Genomic DNA, 16,294 nt, shown 5'->3' with positions numbered 1-16,294 from the left:
AGATTTCCCTTAAGAAAATTCTGTTGAGCTTGTTCAGGCAATGCTGTACGTTAACGGATATCTGACACCAGGGTGACTCTACCGCTACGCGGCTGCGAGAGGCATGGGCACATGCCCGCATCAACCCTGGGCGACAACCCGGGGGGAATATGGACTATTCGACATTGGCAAAGGCGCGCCCTGCGCTGGTGCTCGCCGGCGCCGCCGGCGCCAGCACACTCATCATCTTTCTGATCAACCAGGCCGTGCCAGGCGCGCTCGGTCCGGTGGCGGCGGCGCTGCTGGCCAGCACCGCCAGCCTGGCACTGGTCCGGCTCGCCGGCAGCGGCAATGGCAGCGAAGCGGCGCGCAGCCGCGCTTTCATCGACGTGGTCGGCCATGCGATCGACGACATGATGATCGGCGCGGCGGAAACATCGTACTTCGTCGATTCGGTCAAGAAGAAAGTTGAACTCGACGTGCGCACCGCCGCCGAAGTGGCTGCCAGCGCGCAAGAAGTCGCCCTCAGCACGCGCCAGATTGCCGCCAATGCGCAGCAGGCGGCGACCGTGGCGGCGAAGGTGCGCAGCGAAAGCGTGGCCGGGCGCGCGGAAATCGAGCAGGGCTTGCAGCGCATCAGCAGCGCCCGCACCGACGCGCGCCAGGGCGCCGCCACCATGGCCGAGCTGCAAGAGCGCGCGCGCCGCATCGCCGGCTTCACCGAAGTGATCAGCGAGATTTCAGCGCGCACCAACTTGCTGGCACTGAATGCGGCGATCGAGGCGGCGCGCGCCGGTGAACACGGCCGCGGCTTCGCGGTGGTGGCCAGCGAAGTGCGCCAGCTGGCGCTGCGCACCAAGGAAGCGACCGACGAGATCAGCGTGATGGTGCGCGTCATTAACGAGCAGACGACGACGGCGACCGGCGGCATGGTGTCGCTGACCGAGGTGGTGGGCCTGGCGGCCGGCAACGTCGAGCGCGTCCATGCGCTGCTTGGCAGCATCGAGCAGTCGGCCGCGGTGTCGGAACGGGAAATCGGCCAGATCGCGGCGGCGGCGCGGGTGCACGTCGGTACCACCGGCATGATCACCGAATCGCTGGCGAAGATTCGCGACAGCATGCTGTCGACCGATGCCGAATTGCCGCGCGCGGCGCGCTCGGCGATGGCGCTGGCCGAACAGGCCGAATCGATCGTCAGCGCGCTCGGCGACTCGGCGGTGCAGACGCCGCACGACCCGATCCGCATCGCCGCCCAAGGCGCCGCCGACCAGGTCGGCCGCCTGTTCAGCGCGGCAATCCGCTCCGGCGCCATCAGCCGCGAAGCGCTGTTCGACCGCCGCTACAAGGCGATTCCGAACACCAATCCGCCCAAGCACAACAGCCGCTTCGACGCCTTCACCGACCGCGCGCTGCCGGATTTGCAGGAAGCATTATTGAGCAGCATGCCGCAACTGGCGTACGCCGGCGCGGTCGACAGCAAGGGCTATTTCCCGACTCACAACAAGAAGTTTTCGCAGCCGCTGACGGGCGACTACGACGTCGACATCATCCACAACCGCACCAAGCGCATCTTCAACGACCGTACTGGTGCGCGCTGCGGCTCGAATACGCGCTCGTTCCTGCTGCAGACCTACAAGCGCGATACCGGCGAAGTGATGCACGACCTGTCGGCGCCGATCTACGTCGACGGCCAGCACTGGGGCGGCTTTCGGGTCGGCTACCGCTCCAGCGCCGCTTAAGTTCAGTCCGCCGTCGCGGCCGTGATCGCGCTGGTATTCATCGATTCGAGGTGCTTGCGCAGCCACATGTGCGCCGGGCTGCGGGCGTCGCGCTCGTGCCACAGCATGTCCAGGTGCACCGCCGGCAAGGTGAACGGCAGTTCGCGCCACACCAGCGCATCGGTCATGCCGGTCGAGGCGATCAGGTGTTTCGGCAGCACGGTGATCAGATCGGAATTGGCAACCACGCGGCCGGCCGTGAAGAACTGGTTGACCGTCAGCAGGATGCGCCGCTCGCGGCCCAGTTGCGCCAGCGCCTCATCGGACAGGCCGTGGGCGCGGCCGGAAAAACTCACCAGCAAGTGATTGGCGGCGACGTAGTTGTCCAAGGTGAGCTCGACCTTGGCGAGCGGATGATTCTTGCGCATCACGCAGACATAGCGGCCTGAATACAAGCGCTCGTGGCGGATCGGTGAACTGGTGTCGGACGACAGTTGCGCCGCCACGCCGGGGAAAAAGCCGACGGCCAGGTCGATGTCGCCGCGCAGCAGCATCGGCCGCGGCTCGCGCGTGGTCAGCGGCACCATGCGCACATTCACGCCAGGGGCCTCGGTTTCGATCGAGCGCATCAGCGAGGGCAGCCAGAAGGCGGCGGTGGCGTCGGCCATCGCCATGCGAAACGTTGCGTTGGCCTTGGACACATCGAACGTGCCGGGCGTGACGGCAGCCTCCAGTCCGGCCAGCGCCTGGCGCACGGCCGGCCACAGCGATTCGGCGCGCGGCGTCGGCTTGACGCCGTAGGCGGTGCGGATAAGCAAGTCGTCGCCGAGGCTTTCGCGCAGCCGCTTGATGGCGTTCGACACGGCCGGCTGCGTCATCGCCAGGTGGCCGGCCGCGCGCGTCAGGTTTTGCTCAGTCATCACCGCGTCGAACACGCGCAGCAGGTTCAGGTCAAGCGTCAGGAAACTCATGATCAGCTAATAAGTAGGTGGGCGGGAGGGGTCGGTACGACGTCAAATAGTACATCACTTCATTCATGAACAATATAATCGGTATCAGAAATTGGAATTAGCTTTATATGTTGCGTTGCACTATAGTTCCTATCAACAACACTTAATTGCAATTGGAACATTTTGTCTACTACTGCCACTCTCCTTCAAGCCACCGCCAACGTCCAGGTGCTGACACTGCTTCGTGCAGCGCTGGGCTTGTCCGCCCTCGCCGGCTTGCTCATGTTCTTCAAGCCACTGCTGATGGGCATCGCTCGCGCACTGGTGTTGACGGTGCGTCCGCGCCGCACCAAAGAAGAGCGTCTTGCACGCAGACAGCTGAGTAATGCGCGCCAATTCCAGCGAATCCTGAATGCATCGCAAGATCCGAGCCAGGCAGCTGAGCTGCGGGCACTGTCGGCACGCGCCTAGATTCTACCGCTTAAAAAAAACGCGGCGCCGGGCTAGTCCGGCGCCGCGTTTTTTTGTGTCCAGCCGCTTAACGCGCGCCAAGCAGCGCCGGCTTGAGCGAGCCGTCGGCCGGCTTGTCGCCGATCCAGATGCGCAGCACGGCGTTGTAGTAGCCCAGGTCCGGCACGACTTCCCCGATCTTCTTGCCGTTCAGTTCGGTCACGGTGCCGCTGCCTGGGATCCAGTCCAGGTGCAGCACGTCGCCCTTCTTGAGTCCAGGGATCGCGCCGAACATCTCGCCGAACTTGCTGATCTGGCTGGCGTACTTCGCTTTCTCGGCGTCGCCGACATTGCTGTTAATACCAGACATGAAGGACTGGCCGAAGTCCTCGGAGCTCACATCGCGCACCATGACGAGCGTCAGGCGGCGCGGTCCTTCCAGCCTGGCGATGTCGGCGACCGTGTTCTTTTTCTCCGTCAGGTACAGGCCGGCGGCGTACACCTTGATGATGAACTTGGTGCGCATGCCGGCGCCGTTCAGCACAAGATCCTTGCCGGCCACTTTGGCGGTGTCGTCAAACTTGACGCCGTTCACGTCGGCGGCGATGGCGCCCTGCACACAGAAGCATGCCAGCAGCAAGCCGGCCAGCAAACCCTTGAAACCGTGTTTCGTCGTTACCATATTGTTATCTCCATGTTTTTATCAAAGTGACCTGCGAAAGAGTCTGTGACGAATATATCACTACTTTCCCGCAGGAACCCAACTAAAAGGAGGGAGCAAAGATGCCTTATTCATCCATCGCCGACCTGCCCGACAGCGTGCGCGACAATTTGCCGAAGCATGCACAGCAGATCTACAAGGAAGCGTTCAACAGTGCTTTCGACGAATACGCCGAGCGCGGCGCTGAAGGGCGGGAAGTGACCGCCCACAAGGTGCCGTGGACGGCGGTGAAGAAAAAGTACAAGAAGGATGAGGCGAGCGGGAAGTGGCACGAGGCCGGGTGAGCGGCCTGCGTGCTGGCAACCCTGCGCTCAGGCCGCCTCGATAGCGCGAAGCTCGTGCCGTGCCGGGCGCGCCGGGCGCTGAGCGGGCACATCCACGGCCACCTTCGCCAGCGCAACACCAGGTTCCAGCTTGAACACGCTGACCACCCGCGCCAGGTTGGCCGCCTGCTCCTGCATCGATGCGGCAGCCGCTGCCGCCTCTTCCACCAGCGCGGCGTTTTGCTGCGTCGTCTCGTCCATCTCCAGGATCGTGTTGTTGACGTTGGCAATGCCGACGCTCTGTTCCTGGCTGGCGGAGGTGATTTCACCCATGATGTCGGTCACCCGGCGTACGCTGGCCACCACTTCTTCCATCGTCACGCCGGCTTGCTCGACCAGGGTGCTGCCTTCGCGCACCTTGTCAACCGAGTCGCCGATCAGCAGCTTGATTTCTTTTGCCGCCGCGGCCGAGCGCTGCGCCAGGCTGCGCACCTCCGCCGCCACCACCGCAAAGCCGCGGCCCTGCTCGCCGGCACGGGCCGCTTCCACGGCGGCGTTGAGCGCGAGGATGTTGGTCTGGAACGCAATGCCGTCGATGACGCCGATGATGTCGACGATCTTTTTCGACGACGCCGTAATCGAGCCCATCGTGTCGATCACGTGCGACACCACCGAGCCGCCGCGCAACGCCACTTCGGACGCCTTGGCGGCGAGCGTGTTGGCCTGGCGCGCATTGTCGGCGTTCTGCTGGACGGTGGCGGTGAGGTCGCGCATCGAGCCGGAGGTCTGGCCCAGCGAGGCGGCCTGCTGCTCGGTGCGGCTCGACAGGTCGAGGTTGCCGCTGGCGATCTCGCTCGAGGCCGAGGCGATCGACTCGGTGCCGGAGCGCACTTCGGCGACGATGCGGATCAGGCTGTCGTTCATGTACTTGAGTGCGCCCATCATCTGGCCGGTCTCGTCGGTGCTGTTGACGTCGATAACACTGCTGAGGTCACCGTCGGCGACGCGCTTGGCGATATCGACCGCGGCGACCAGCGGCCGGGTGATGCTGCGGGTGGCGAAGAACGCCACGGCCACCGACAGGACGCTCGCGCACAAGGCCAGCACCAGGATCAACAGCTGGGTGCGGCTCGACACGGCCGTTGCGGCGTCGCCCGATTCGACCATGGCGGCATTCTGGTAGGCGGTGAACTTGTCGAGCTCGTCAAAGTACTTTGCCTGCAGGGGACGCAGCGAATACATGAAGTTCACCATCGCGCTTTCCTTCTTGTCCTCCTTGATCGTGGCGATGAAGTCGGCCTGGGCGGGAATGAACTTGGCGCGGATGGTGGCGATGCCTTTGAGGATTTCCTGGCCGCGCGGGTCAGTGGTGCTTTTGGTCAGTGCGGCCAGGGCCGCAGTGGCGCTGGCGTTCTTCTTGTCCATGATGGCCAGCTCCGTGCCGATATGGTCCGGATCGCTCATGACCAGCACGTTGAGCATGCTGCGGGTGGCCTCGTTGACATCGGCCTTGATGGCGTTGGCCATGACGGTCTTCGGATAACGTTCCTTGACCATCGTCGTCACTTCCGTATTCAGGCTGCCGATGCGCAGGTAGGACAAAGCGGCGAGCATGATCAAAAGAGCAATCACGACGCCGAAGCCGACCGCCAGGCGTTGGCCTATTCCCATGTTTCGAATATTCATTGCGGCTGTCTCTCGTTTTTATAATGAAGTGGTGCAAGCGATTTGTTGCTTTGGGTAAATATATCACTACTTTCCTCCTAGTACTTTCAGAAGAAGGTAATTTCTGCGAAGAAATCTCAATTTGCAACAGCGGCCCGGCTGTGGTGTCTGGCGCGCGCCCGTTGATCGAACAGGTCCCAATGTTCGGTATCCGACCGATCTCCTGCTGAGCAATCGACATACTTGTACTGGGTCACTACCGGCCCCCTGCCGACGCCTCGGCGGACAACCCCAGGCGGCACAGGGAGCAACAATGATTTTGATAATTGACGACGATGAGAGCATGGCGGAAACCTGCTCGATGTTTCTGGAGGCGCATGGGTTCGACGTGAGCGTCGCGGCCAGTGGCGCGGAAGCGCTTGCACGGATCCAAGGCAAGTCGCACCAGCTGATCATATCGGACTGCGCCATGCCCGGCATGAGCGGCGTGGAGCTGAGCGAAAAACTCAGGGGCGATCCGTCGACGGCAACGCTCCCCATTCTGCTCATGAGTGCTTCGCTGCGCTGTGAAATTGCGAATAGTTCGAGTTACGATGCGTTCTTGCGAAAACCTTTTTTGGCGGAGAACCTTCTGGTCGAAGTTCGCAAGCTGCTGGGCGCTTCCGCTGACAGTTACGAGCAGGTATAAATGCGATTATCTCTTTTTATTCTAGACAATCTGGACGCCATTCTCGCCGAGTGGGAAGATTTTGCGGCGACGCTTGCACCGCTTGAAGATGCCGACAGGACCGAACTGCGCGACCATGCGACAGCTGTGCTGAAGGTCATCGCGACCGATCTCGAAACAGCGCAGGGCGAGAGCGAGAGTATCGCCAAGTCCAAGGGCCAGGCGCCAGTGGCGGCGATCGACACGCCGGCCGAAGTGCATGCCGCGGCGCGCATGTCGTCGGGCTTGAATAGCGACCAGGTGATGGCCGAGTTCAGGGCCCTCAGGTCGAGCGTGCTGCGCCTGTGGACGCACAATGTGACGATCACGACGCCTGCCCAGATCGAGGACATGGTGCGCTTTAACGAAGCGATCGACCAGGCGCAAAGCGAATCGATGGCCCGCTATACGAAGCTGCTGCGCGATGCGCAAAGCTTGTTCCTGGCCATTCTCGGCCACGACGTGCGCTCGCCGCTGGGCGCCGTCAGCATGGGCGCGCAGGTGCTGCTGCAAGACCAGACGTTGCCGGCGAAAGTGCTCAAGGTCGGCCTGAGAATTTTCAACAGCACGCAACGCGTGGACGAAATCGTGCGCGACCTGCTCGATTTTTCGACGTCACACCTGGGCGACGGCATTCCCATCGACCCCTACACGGTCGACCTCGAGGACATCTGCCTGAACGTGGTGGAGGAAGCCCGCACGTTCCACCCCGACCGCAAGATCGAATACGTTTCCGAGGGCAAACTGGTTGGCAGCTGGGATGGACCACGCCTGGCACAGGCGTTTGCCAACCTGATCTCGAACGCCATTCAACATGGCAAGCCGGAAGGAACCATCCACGTCGCCATTAATGGTGGCGAGCCTGAGGTGCTGGTCGAGGTAAGGAACGACGCGGAAGTCATACCAGTGGCGAAATTGCGGACGCTGTTCGATCCCGTTAAAAGCTTTGCAATCCGGCCGCCGAGCGAGCGCAAGATGTCGCGGGTGCAGAACCTGGGTCTCGGCCTGTATGTCGTGAAAGAAATCGTCAGGGCCCACGGCGGGCAGATTTCGGTCGTTTCCAACGAGGAGACGGGCGTGAAGTTTTCGGTAGTGCTGCCGCGCCTGACGCCGAGCCGCAGGAACGGCCACGAGTCGCTGTTGGCCGTCAAAGGCCGCCGTTCAGCGAGTTGAGTCGACCTTGGCGGACATCAGGCGGTCGTATTTGGCGCGCAGCTGCTCCGGCGTTTCGCTCCACGCCGGATTGAGGGGGATGCAGCTGACCGGGCATACCTGCTGGCATTGCGGCTCGTCGAAGTGGCCGACGCATTCGGTGCACTTGTTGGGGTCGATTTCGTATATCTCGACGCCCATGTAGATCGCGTCATTCGGGCACTCGGGCTCGCAGATGTCGCAATTGATGCATTCGTCGGTGATCAGCAACGCCATGATGTTCCGACTACTCCGTGGGCGGCGCCATCGACGCGATTTTCTTCTGCAGCCAGCGGTCGACCGACGGGAACACGAACTTCGACACGTCGCCGCCGAGGATGGCGATTTCGCGCACGATCGTGCCGGAGATGAACTGGTACTGGTCCGATGGCGTCAGGAACAAGGTTTCGACGTCCGGCAGCAGATAGCGGTTCATGCCGGCCATCTGGAATTCGTATTCGAAGTCGGACACGGCGCGCAGGCCGCGCACGATGACGCGGGCATCATGCTTGCGCACGAAGTCCTTGAGCAGGCCGGAAAAACTTTCGACCTTCACGTTCGGATAGTGGCCCAGCACTTCATTGGCGATTTCGAGGCGTTCTTCAAGCGAGAAGAACGGCCGCTTGTTCTTGCTGTCGGCAACGCCGACGATCAGGCCGTCGAAAAGTCCGGACGCGCGGCGTACCAGATCTTCGTGGCCTCGCGTGAGCGGATCAAAGGTTCCTGGATAAACAGCTACAACCATTGCGGCTCCCTAGAGATGCACCAATATAGAACGCGCATTATGCCTCAAAACCGGTCATCTGCCCCAGAGCAGACCAAGGTCTGCACATTTAGGCGAGCGTCTTTACAAGTTGTTACGCCGGCTGAGACCGCAAGCGCAGCAGATGGTAGAACACGATGCCGGCCTTGTCGGCGCGGATTGCTTCCCACGGCGCCAGCCAGTCCGGGGTGTCGTCGCCGTCTTCTTCAGCAAACGGCAGCGGCGCGCCGGACTCGACATAAACCAGGCCATCGGCGGCGAGCAGGCCCACGCACAGCGGCAGGGTTTTCGACAGCATGTCTTGCTGGTAAGGCGGATCGAGGAAGACCAAGTCGAAACGCTGGCCGCGCAGCGCCATCGACTGCGCGCTGACGAGGGCGTCGGCACGCAGCAGGGTGACCGTGTCGGCGTGCAGCTTTTGCTTGATGGTGTCGAGCTGGCGGATGACCGGGGTGTGGGTGTCGATCATGACGACCGAGCGGGCGCCGCGGCTGGCCGCTTCGAGCCCGAGCGCGCCGCTGCCGGCGAACAGGTCGAGCACGTTGGCGGCGCTCCAGTCGTTGCCCCACTGGTGGCTGATCCAGTTGAACACGGTTTCGCGCACGCGGTCGGGGGTCGGGCGCAGGCCGAGGGCGTCGAGCACGGGAAGCTGGGTGCGTTTCCATGCGCCGCCGATGATGCGCACGTGCTGTGGCGGAGGCGGCCGGTGGACCGGGACTTTGGCTGGCTTTTTTTGCATGGGCGGCACTATAGCATGGGGGTAGACCGCGGCAACAATGCCGGTGTCAGGTCTGACATTCGTACATTTCACAATTGAAATGTACGAATGTCAGACCTGACACCAGCGTTCAGGCTATCGCCGCGCGTCAGCCGCAAGGACGTTGAAGTCCTCTATCCAGCCCTGCATGCGCTTGTGCGCGTGCGCTTTCTGCGCCGGCGTGGCAATCTTCACCGCCGTCAAAATCAGCTGGATGGTCTGGTCGGTATAGGTATCGAAGAAGGCCTTGCGTTCCGGCGCCTCGAAGCGGCCGAACAATTCCTTGACCAGGTTGTGCAGCACCGACACAGTGGCGTCCTTGCCCAGCTTTTCGGTCTGGATCTTGCGCAGCGCGGCGACGATCTGCTTCTGGCGGCGGATCCGCTCGTCCAGCCAGACATCGTTGTCGAGCACCCGCGCGTCGGACGCCTTGCGCAGCACCGCTTCCTGCTCGGAGCTGAAGTTGCCGAACCACAGGTCGAACTGCTCCATCGACTTCTTGAAACGCGCCTTCTGCCGGGCTTCGAGGTCGCCGCGCATGAACTTCTTGCGGTAGTCCTCGTTGTTCTTGGCAAATTTCTTCTCCATCTGCGCGATCTGGCTGGGCCGCACCGACCGCGCCAGGTCCGCCAGTTCAGGCAGCGCCTTGTAGGCCAGCAGTTCGGTACGCGCCTTGATGTCATGGTAGTCACCGGCCAGGTCGGCCTGGGTAATGTTGCCGGCAAGCTGGCGCTGACCATTTTGCAGCAGCTGGACGTAATCCTTCAGCTGGGTCTTGCGGTGCCACTGGAACAGGTTGTCGATATCCTTCTTTACCCAGCCGGACTGGTCCGAATCGAGGTCGAGATAGTTGTTCAGCCACCAGTACAGCAGCGTGTCGCCGTGGTTGTAGGTAAACCGGATGCTGCTGCAGCCGGCTGCCGTGACCATCAGGGCAACCAGAAACAGCGCGCGAAGGCGGGTTGCGACAGTGCCGCTCGTGTTAAACTTTTTCATCTATTCAACTCTTTCAAATACCGCATATGAATGTAGTGATTCTCGCCGCCGGCATGGGAAAGCGGATGCAATCCGCGCTGCCAAAAGTCTTGCATCCGTTAGCGGGCAAGCCGTTGCTGCAACATGTGATCGACACTGCACGGGAACTTGCGCCGAGCAAATTATGCGTTATTTACGGGCACGGCGGCGCAGCGGTGCCGGAGATGGTGAAACTGCAGAACAATGGCGAGCACGCAACCATCGATACGGCGCTGCAGGAGCCGCAGCTGGGCACCGGCCACGCCGTGATGCAAGCGGCGCCGCAGCTCGACGATAACGCTCCGACGCTGATCCTGTACGGCGACGTGCCGCTGACCACGTCGGCTTCGCTGCGCCGCCTGGTCGAGGCGGCCGGCAGCGACAAGCTGGCGATTCTCACGGTCGAGCAGGCCAACCCGTTCGGGCTGGGCCGCATCGTGCGCGAAGGCGGCAATATCGTGCGCATCGTCGAAGAGAAAGACGCCAGCGAAGCCGAGCGCGCCATTCGCGAGATCAACAGCGGCATCATCGTCGCGCCGACGCGCCAGCTGAAAGAATGGCTCGGCTCGCTGTCGAACAACAATGCCCAGGGCGAGTACTACCTGACCGACATCGTCGCCAAGGCGGTGGCCGACGGCGTGCCGGTGGTATCGGCGCATCCCTCGGCCGAATGGGAAGTGGCCGGCGTCAACAGCAAGGTCCAGCTGGCCGAGCTCGAGCGCCGTCACCAGTTGAACAAGGCAAATGTACTGCTGGAACAAGGCGTGACCTTGATGGATCCGGCGCGCATCGACATCCGCGGCACCCTGGTGTGCGGACGCGACGTGACGATCGATGTCGGCTGCGTGTTCGAAGGGCGCGTCGAGCTGGCCGATGGCGTGACCGTCGGCGCGCACAACGTCATCGTCAACGCCAGCATCGCGGCCGGCGCCCAGATCAAGCCGTTCTGCCATATCGAAGGCGCCAAGGTCGGGCCGAAATCGATGATCGGGCCGTACGCCCGCCTGCGCCCTGGCGCGGACCTGGCCGAAGACGTCCATATCGGTAACTTCGTCGAAGTGAAGAACAGCACGATTGCCGCGCACAGCAAGGCCAACCACCTGAGCTATGTGGGCGATGCAACGGTTGGTTCGCGCGTCAATATCGGCGCCGGCACGATTACCTGCAATTACGACGGCGTCAACAAGTACCGCACGGTGATCGAGGACGACGCCTTCATCGGCAGCGACAGCCAGCTGGTGGCGCCGGTCACGGTGGGCAAAGGCGCGACCCTGGGTGCGGGCACGACGCTGACCAAGGATGCGCCGGCCGGCAAGCTGACCATCTCGCGCGCCAGGCAGATGACGATCGACGCGTGGCAGCGGCCGGTGAAGATCAAGAAGTAAGCCACACCCGTCGTTCTCGCGCAGCGGGGATGACGGGTGCAATTGAATGACGGGCGTGGTGCTAGGCGGCCAGGCCTTCGGCCACTTCGCCGCGCGCGGCCTTGAAGGCCGGCGCCAGCGCTGCCAGCAGCGCCACCGCCATCACGGTCACCACCGTCATCATCATCCGGTGGAAGTCGAGCTCGACGAGCATCGGCGAGTGTTTCAGCACCTGCTGGGTGGCGTACGACAGCGCCGCCCGGTTCACCACCCACGCGATCAGCCCGCTCGCCACCAGGCTGAGCACGACCGCAAACGCGGCCATCCACAGCGCTTCGGCGGCAAACATGAAAAACACGCCGGTGCTGTGCATGCCCAGCGCGCGCAAGGTCGCCACTTCGCGCCGGCGCTCGAGCGCGTTCATCGTGATCGTCGCGGCGATCGCGGCCGCAATCACCGCGAACACCATGCCGGCCACGCTGTCGAACGTCAGGTCCGACGCGCTGCGCAGATGGATATAGCTGGGCGACAGTTCGTGCCACGTGTGGACGTCGACGGCCAGGCCGGCGCCGCGCAGGTGCCGCAGCAAGGTCGCGCGCATCGGGTCGAGCTGCTTGGGGTCGGCCAAGGTCACCACCAGCCGCTCGGTGCGCCCGGTGTCGAGCAGGTTCTGCGCCATGTCGAACGGCATCAGCAGCGAGCGCGCGCTGCTGTTGAACTCGGTCACGCTGAAGACGTCGACGACCTCCGCCTTGGCCGGTGCGGCCGGCGCGTCGGCCGCCGCGCCGGTCAGGGTCACGCTGCTGCCGGGGCGCAATCCAAGCGCCCGCGCGTGGCCGCTGCTGATCGCGATGCCGTTGGCCTGGCCGGGCGCCAGCTTGCCGTACTGGGCCGATCCCTTGCCGCTGATGCCTTCGCCGTGAAACAGCGCCGAGCGCTCGCCAGTCGAGGCGATGCCGGAGACGCTCATCTGCGGCGCCACCAGCGCCACGCCGGCCACCGTTTCGATCATCGCCTTGATCCGCTTGGCCTCGGCCGGCGCGAACGAGGTGCTGCCGGCGGCGGCGGCGCGGGTGACGGTCAGGTGGCCGAGCCGCTCGCCGATCGTGGCCTGGTGCTCGAGCCGCGCGCGGCTGCTGGCGATGTTGCCGCCGAACAGGTCGAGCAGGCACAGGCAGGCGGCGATCAGCAGGATCGTCAGCACGCTGCGCGGGCGCCCCAGCATTACGGTGCGCAGCGCCAGTCGATGCGGGCTCATCCTTGCACCCGCAGGGTGCGGCGCGTGTCCGACGGCGTGCTCGACAGCCGCCCCTCGTTCAGTTGCAAGGTGCGCGTTGCCCGGCTCAGCTGGCGCTGGTCGCGGGTCGAGACGACGAAGGTGGTGCCATGGTCGCGCTGCAGCGAGGCGAACAGGTCCATGACGAGGCGGACGCTGCCGTTGTCGAGGCGCGACGTGGCCTCGTCCGCCACCACCAGGCGCGGCTGCGTGAGCAGCGCGCGGGCGATGGCGATGCGCTGGCACTGGCTGGCGTCGAGCCGCGCCGGATAGCGATGGGTCTGGGTCTTGAGGCCGAGCCGGGCCAGCAGTTCGGCGCCGTAGCCGCGCGCTTCGGCCTGCGCCGGCGCGGCGACGCGCCCGCGCAGCATCAGCGGCAGCATCACGTTTTCCAGCGCCGTCAGCACCGGAATCAGGCTGAACGACTGGAACACGTAACCGATCAGTTCGCTACGCAGGTCGGCGCGCGCCTGTTCGGACAGTTTGGAAACGAGCAGGTTGGCCACCACCACGCTGCCCTCGGTGGCCGTTTCGAGCATGCCGATCAGGTTCAGCACGCTCGTCTTGCCGTGGCCGGACGGGCCGCAGATCGCCACCATTTCGCCGCTGGCCACCTGCATGTTGATATCGTTGAGCGCGTGCACGGCGTTCAGGCCGCGGCCATACACTTTGTGCACACCCGACAGCCTGACCAGTTCGCCCCCAGGCCGCGCCCCGCCAGTGTTCAAGCCGCTTATCACCATCGCATCCATTGCCGGCCCCTGTCTGGCCTGCGGAAGGCGTCCAGGATGGCCGCCGCGCAGTGCTGACAGTAGAAGCTATTTCGCCCCGGAATCGATTGATGATGCTCAAGAGCAACGTTCAGACGGCGATGCGGGTCTCGAATTTACTGCGGAAGGTGGAGAAGTAGGTCTTTACGTTGCGCACATTGGCGTGGGTGGCGAACAGCCGGTGCGCCAGCGCATGGTAGGCCGGCATGTCGGCCACTTGCACGATCAGCACGAAATCCGGGCCCGGCGCCACGCGGTAGCATTGCAGCACGGCCGCCTCGCCGGCCACCAGCGATTCGAACTCGTCCATGCGCTCGGCCGCCTGGACGTCGAGCGAGATCTCGACGATCGCAGTGAGCCGCGCGCCGACCTTGTCGGGCGACACGATGGCGACCTGGCGCGCGATGACGCCGGCCTCGGTCAGCAACTTGACGCGGCGCAGGCAGGTTGGCGGCGACACGTGCACCAGTTCCGCCAGCTCGGCGTTGGTATGCGAAGAATCAAGCTGCAGCGCATTCAGGATGCGGCGGTCCACGTCATCCATTGTCATAAATCTATCATCGATGGCTGAAAATACATTATCCGTTAAATATTCGCCATCAAATGAAATTAAATTTCATGACGACTAAGTGATGAAATAATATTCCATATTATGCCAGATTTAGACAGCTAATTTCAAAGAGATTCATCTAGGATACATCCATTGTCAATCTTTCAAATGAGGTCACTATGTGCGGCATCGTCGGAGCAGTAGCGCAGCGTAATATCACCCCGATCCTGATCGAAGGCCTCAAGCGCCTCGAGTACCGAGGGTACGATTCCTGCGGCGTGGCGCTGCACGTCAACGGCAAGCTGCAGCGTTCGCGCAGCACCTCGCGCGTGGCCGACCTCGAGACGCAGATGGGCAACGCCAGCCTGGAAGGCTTCACCGGCATCGCCCACACGCGCTGGGCGACCCATGGCGCCCCGCTGTCGCACAATGCCCACCCGCACTTTTCGCCGACCGAAGAACTGGCCCGCATCGCGCTGGTCCACAACGGCATCATCGAGAACCACGACGAACTGCGCGCCGAACTGACCGCGCTCGGCTACGTGTTCACCAGCCAGACCGACACCGAAGTGATCGCCCACCTGGTCGACCATATGTATAACGGCGACCTGTTCGATACCGTCCAGCAAGCCGTCAAGCGCCTGCACGGCGCCTACGCCATCGCCGTCTTCTGCCGCGAGGAGCCGCACCGCGTGGTGGCCGCGCGCCAGGGTTCGCCGCTGATCGTCGGCGTCGGCCAGGGCGAGAACTTCGTCGCCTCCGACGCGATGGCACTGGCCGGCACCACCGACCAGATCATCTACCTGGAAGAAGGCGACGTGGTCGACCTGCAGCTGGGCCGCTACTGGATCGTCGACATCGACGGCCGTCCGGTCACGCGCGAAGTCAAGACGGTGCACGCCCACACCGGCGCCGCCGAGCTCGGCCCGTACCGCCACTATATGCAGAAGGAAATTTTCGAGCAGCCGCGCGTCATCGGCGACACGCTCGAAGGCGTCACCGGCATCATGCCGGAGCTGTTCGGCGACAACGCCTACAAAGTCTTCAAGCAGATCGACCGCGTGCTGATTCTTGCCTGCGGCACCAGTTACTACGCGGGTCTGACCGCCAAGTACTGGATCGAGTCGGTCGCCAAAGTGCCCGTCAATGTCGAGATCGCCAGCGAATACCGCTACCGCGACAGCGTGCCGCATCCAAACACCTTGGTCGTCACCATCACCCAAAGCGGCGAAACGGCCGACACCTTGGCCGCGCTGAAGCACGCGCGCAGCCTCGGCATGCAGCACACCCTGACGATCTGTAACGTTGCCACCAGCGCCATGGTGCGAGAGTGTGCGCTTGCTTACATCACCCGCGCCGGCGTTGAAGTCGGTGTGGCATCGACCAAGGCTTTCACCACTCAGCTGGCCGCGCTGTTCTTGCTGACCTTGACCCTGGCGCAAGTAAACGGCCGCCTGTCCGACGACGAAGAAGCAATGTACCTCAAGCAGATGCGCCACCTGCCGGTCGCGCTGGCCGCCGTACTGGCGCTCGAGCCGCAGATCATGGCTTGGGCCGACGACTTCGCGCGCAAGGAAAACGCCCTATTCCTCGGCCGCGGCATCCACTACCCGATCGCCCTCGAAGGCGCGCTGAAGCTGAAAGAAATTTCGTACATCCACGCCGAAGCCTACCCGGCCGGCGAGCTGAAACACGGCCCGCTGGCGCTGGTGACTGAAGAAATGCCGGTCGTCACGATCGCGCCTAACGACGCGCTGCTGGAAAAATTGAAGTCGAACATGCAGGAAGTGCGGGCGCGCGGCGGCCAGCTGTATGTGTTCGCCGATGTCGATTCGCGCATCACCTCGGGCGATGGCGTGCACGTGATCCGCTTGCCGGAACACTACGGCCTGCTGTCGCCGATCCTGCACGTGGCGGCGCTGCAGTTGCTGGCCTACCACACGGCCCTGGCACGCGGCACCGACGTCGACAAGCCGCGTAACCTGGCCAAGTCGGTGACGGTCGAGTAAGTTCAGCGTGGCTTGCCCGTCAGTCCAGTGCCGGAGATCCGTTTAACTTCGACTTTATTTCGTTCTCACATAGCGCTCGATGAGTGAGCGAGCGGATGGTCGACGTGATGGGTGACGGCATGTTTGCGTAATACGCGGCGGGGAGATG

Annotated in this window: 17 protein-coding genes; 7 read left to right on the top strand and 10 right to left on the bottom strand. The window is 63.2% G+C overall.

What is annotated here, in order from left to right; translation table 11 throughout:
- The first annotated feature begins 149 nt into the window (after positions 1–149).
- Entirely contained in the window at positions 150–1,718 is a 1,569-nt protein-coding gene (locus CR105_RS01530; protein WP_099786659.1) for a methyl-accepting chemotaxis protein, read from the top strand.
- A 2-nt stretch (positions 1,719–1,720) separates the two neighbouring features.
- Here the strand turns inward: CR105_RS01530 and CR105_RS01525 are convergent, their stop codons facing one another.
- Entirely contained in the window at positions 1,721–2,668 is a 948-nt protein-coding gene (locus CR105_RS01525; RefSeq protein WP_099786658.1) for a LysR family transcriptional regulator, read from the bottom strand.
- Between the two features lie 162 nt (positions 2,669–2,830).
- Here CR105_RS01525 and CR105_RS01520 point away from each other — a divergent pair, with 162 nt between their 5' ends.
- Positions 2,831–3,118, top strand: a complete 288-nt coding sequence (locus CR105_RS01520) for a hypothetical protein (RefSeq protein ID WP_099786657.1) — start codon at positions 2,831–2,833, stop codon at positions 3,116–3,118.
- A gap of 67 nt (positions 3,119–3,185) precedes the next feature.
- On the opposite strand, the gene CR105_RS01515 is transcribed toward CR105_RS01520, so the two are convergent.
- Positions 3,186–3,779: a chalcone isomerase family protein gene (locus CR105_RS01515; RefSeq protein WP_099786656.1), complete on the bottom strand. Its 594-nt coding sequence runs from the start codon at positions 3,777–3,779 to the stop codon at positions 3,186–3,188.
- A 101-nt stretch (positions 3,780–3,880) separates the two neighbouring features.
- Between CR105_RS01515 and CR105_RS01510 the strand changes: the two genes are divergently transcribed.
- Positions 3,881–4,102, top strand: coding sequence for a ChaB family protein (locus tag CR105_RS01510; protein ID WP_099786655.1), 222 nt, complete (start codon positions 3,881–3,883; stop codon positions 4,100–4,102).
- 27 nt (positions 4,103–4,129) lie between these two features.
- Here the strand turns inward: CR105_RS01510 and CR105_RS01505 are convergent, their stop codons facing one another.
- Positions 4,130–5,767, bottom strand: a complete 1,638-nt coding sequence (locus CR105_RS01505; RefSeq protein WP_099786654.1) for a methyl-accepting chemotaxis protein — start codon at positions 5,765–5,767, stop codon at positions 4,130–4,132.
- Between the two features lie 292 nt (positions 5,768–6,059).
- Between CR105_RS01505 and CR105_RS01500 the strand changes: the two genes are divergently transcribed.
- Both CR105_RS01500 and CR105_RS01495 read left to right on the top strand, forming a co-directional pair.
- A complete protein-coding gene (locus CR105_RS01500) occupies positions 6,060–6,434 on the top strand; it encodes a response regulator (protein WP_099786653.1) in 375 nt (124 codons plus the stop codon).
- Positions 6,435–7,625, top strand: a complete 1,191-nt coding sequence (locus CR105_RS01495) for a sensor histidine kinase (protein ID WP_099786652.1) — start codon at positions 6,435–6,437, stop codon at positions 7,623–7,625.
- Here the strand turns inward: CR105_RS01495 and CR105_RS01490 are convergent.
- The 4 genes from CR105_RS01490 to CR105_RS01475 all read right to left on the bottom strand — a co-directional run bounded on the left by CR105_RS01490 (position 7,614) and on the right by CR105_RS01475 (position 10,159).
- On the bottom strand, positions 7,614–7,880 hold the full coding sequence (locus tag CR105_RS01490) for a YfhL family 4Fe-4S dicluster ferredoxin (RefSeq protein ID WP_099786651.1): 267 nt from the start codon (positions 7,878–7,880) through the stop codon (positions 7,614–7,616). The two genes, CR105_RS01495 and CR105_RS01490, sit on opposite strands and share 12 nt — an antisense overlap.
- Positions 7,881–7,890: 10 nt before the next feature.
- Entirely contained in the window at positions 7,891–8,388 is a 498-nt protein-coding gene (coaD, locus tag CR105_RS01485) for a pantetheine-phosphate adenylyltransferase (RefSeq protein ID WP_099786650.1), read from the bottom strand.
- Positions 8,389–8,500: 112 nt separating this feature from the next.
- On the bottom strand, positions 8,501–9,145 hold the full coding sequence (gene rsmD / locus CR105_RS01480) for a 16S rRNA (guanine(966)-N(2))-methyltransferase RsmD (RefSeq protein WP_099786649.1): 645 nt from the start codon (positions 9,143–9,145) through the stop codon (positions 8,501–8,503).
- A gap of 114 nt (positions 9,146–9,259) precedes the next feature.
- Positions 9,260–10,159: a DUF6279 family lipoprotein gene (locus tag CR105_RS01475; RefSeq protein ID WP_099786648.1), complete on the bottom strand. Its 900-nt coding sequence runs from the start codon at positions 10,157–10,159 to the stop codon at positions 9,260–9,262.
- Between the two features lie 26 nt (positions 10,160–10,185).
- On the opposite strand from CR105_RS01475, the gene glmU reads away from it, so the two are divergent.
- Positions 10,186–11,562 carry a bifunctional UDP-N-acetylglucosamine diphosphorylase/glucosamine-1-phosphate N-acetyltransferase GlmU gene (gene glmU, locus CR105_RS01470; protein ID WP_099786647.1) on the top strand — a complete coding sequence of 459 codons (1,377 nt, stop codon included), beginning with the start codon at positions 10,186–10,188 and terminating at the stop codon, positions 11,560–11,562.
- Positions 11,563–11,623: 61 nt separating this feature from the next.
- Here the strand turns inward: glmU and CR105_RS01465 are convergent, their stop codons facing one another.
- From CR105_RS01465 to CR105_RS01455, 3 genes are all read right to left on the bottom strand, one after another.
- Positions 11,624–12,799 carry an ABC transporter permease gene (locus CR105_RS01465; RefSeq protein ID WP_099786646.1) on the bottom strand — a complete coding sequence of 392 codons (1,176 nt, stop codon included), beginning with the start codon at positions 12,797–12,799 and terminating at the stop codon, positions 11,624–11,626.
- The gene (locus tag CR105_RS01460; protein WP_180288054.1) at positions 12,796–13,545 is read right to left on the bottom strand and encodes an ABC transporter ATP-binding protein; all 750 of its coding nucleotides are present in this window, start codon (positions 13,543–13,545) and stop codon (positions 12,796–12,798) included. Before CR105_RS01460 ends, CR105_RS01465 begins: the two co-directional genes overlap by 4 nt.
- Positions 13,546–13,678: 133 nt before the next feature.
- Positions 13,679–14,131: an Lrp/AsnC family transcriptional regulator gene (locus tag CR105_RS01455; RefSeq protein ID WP_370660663.1), complete on the bottom strand. Its 453-nt coding sequence runs from the start codon at positions 14,129–14,131 to the stop codon at positions 13,679–13,681.
- A 185-nt stretch (positions 14,132–14,316) separates the two neighbouring features.
- Between CR105_RS01455 and glmS the strand changes: the two genes are divergently transcribed.
- Positions 14,317–16,146, top strand: coding sequence for a glutamine--fructose-6-phosphate transaminase (isomerizing) (glmS, locus tag CR105_RS01450; protein WP_099786643.1), 1,830 nt, complete (start codon positions 14,317–14,319; stop codon positions 16,144–16,146).
- The last annotated feature ends 148 nt before the right edge of the window (positions 16,147–16,294 follow it).

The organism is Massilia eurypsychrophila, from assembly GCF_002760655.1.
Lineage (GTDB): Bacteria > Pseudomonadota > Gammaproteobacteria > Burkholderiales > Burkholderiaceae_D > JAFCUW01.
This window is presented reverse-complemented; position numbering and strand designations above follow the sequence as displayed.

What these genes read in the sequence shown, in the direction of transcription:
- coaD (WP_099786650.1), bottom strand. Translation starts at nt 8,388, where the DNA reads ATGGTTGTAGCTGTTTATCCAGGAACCTTTGATCCGCTCACGCGAGGC.
- CR105_RS01525 (WP_099786658.1), bottom strand. Translation starts at nt 2,668, where the DNA reads ATGAGTTTCCTGACGCTTGACCTGAACCTGCTGCGCGTGTTCGACGCG.
- CR105_RS01495 (WP_099786652.1), top strand. Translation starts at nt 6,435, where the DNA reads ATGCGATTATCTCTTTTTATTCTAGACAATCTGGACGCCATTCTCGCC.
- CR105_RS01490 (WP_099786651.1), bottom strand. Translation starts at nt 7,880, where the DNA reads ATGGCGTTGCTGATCACCGACGAATGCATCAATTGCGACATCTGCGAG.
- CR105_RS01505 (WP_099786654.1), bottom strand. Translation starts at nt 5,767, where the DNA reads ATGAATATTCGAAACATGGGAATAGGCCAACGCCTGGCGGTCGGCTTC.
- CR105_RS01510 (WP_099786655.1), top strand. Translation starts at nt 3,881, where the DNA reads ATGCCTTATTCATCCATCGCCGACCTGCCCGACAGCGTGCGCGACAAT.
- CR105_RS01515 (WP_099786656.1), bottom strand. Translation starts at nt 3,779, where the DNA reads ATGGTAACGACGAAACACGGTTTCAAGGGTTTGCTGGCCGGCTTGCTG.
- rsmD (WP_099786649.1), bottom strand. Translation starts at nt 9,145, where the DNA reads ATGCAAAAAAAGCCAGCCAAAGTCCCGGTCCACCGGCCGCCTCCGCCA.
- glmU (WP_099786647.1), top strand. Translation starts at nt 10,186, where the DNA reads ATGAATGTAGTGATTCTCGCCGCCGGCATGGGAAAGCGGATGCAATCC.
- CR105_RS01530 (WP_099786659.1), top strand. Translation starts at nt 150, where the DNA reads ATGGACTATTCGACATTGGCAAAGGCGCGCCCTGCGCTGGTGCTCGCC.
- CR105_RS01475 (WP_099786648.1), bottom strand. Translation starts at nt 10,159, where the DNA reads ATGAAAAAGTTTAACACGAGCGGCACTGTCGCAACCCGCCTTCGCGCG.
- CR105_RS01455 (WP_370660663.1), bottom strand. Translation starts at nt 14,131, where the DNA reads ATGGATGACGTGGACCGCCGCATCCTGAATGCGCTGCAGCTTGATTCT.
- CR105_RS01465 (WP_099786646.1), bottom strand. Translation starts at nt 12,799, where the DNA reads ATGAGCCCGCATCGACTGGCGCTGCGCACCGTAATGCTGGGGCGCCCG.
- glmS (WP_099786643.1), top strand. Translation starts at nt 14,317, where the DNA reads ATGTGCGGCATCGTCGGAGCAGTAGCGCAGCGTAATATCACCCCGATC.
- CR105_RS01500 (WP_099786653.1), top strand. Translation starts at nt 6,060, where the DNA reads ATGATTTTGATAATTGACGACGATGAGAGCATGGCGGAAACCTGCTCG.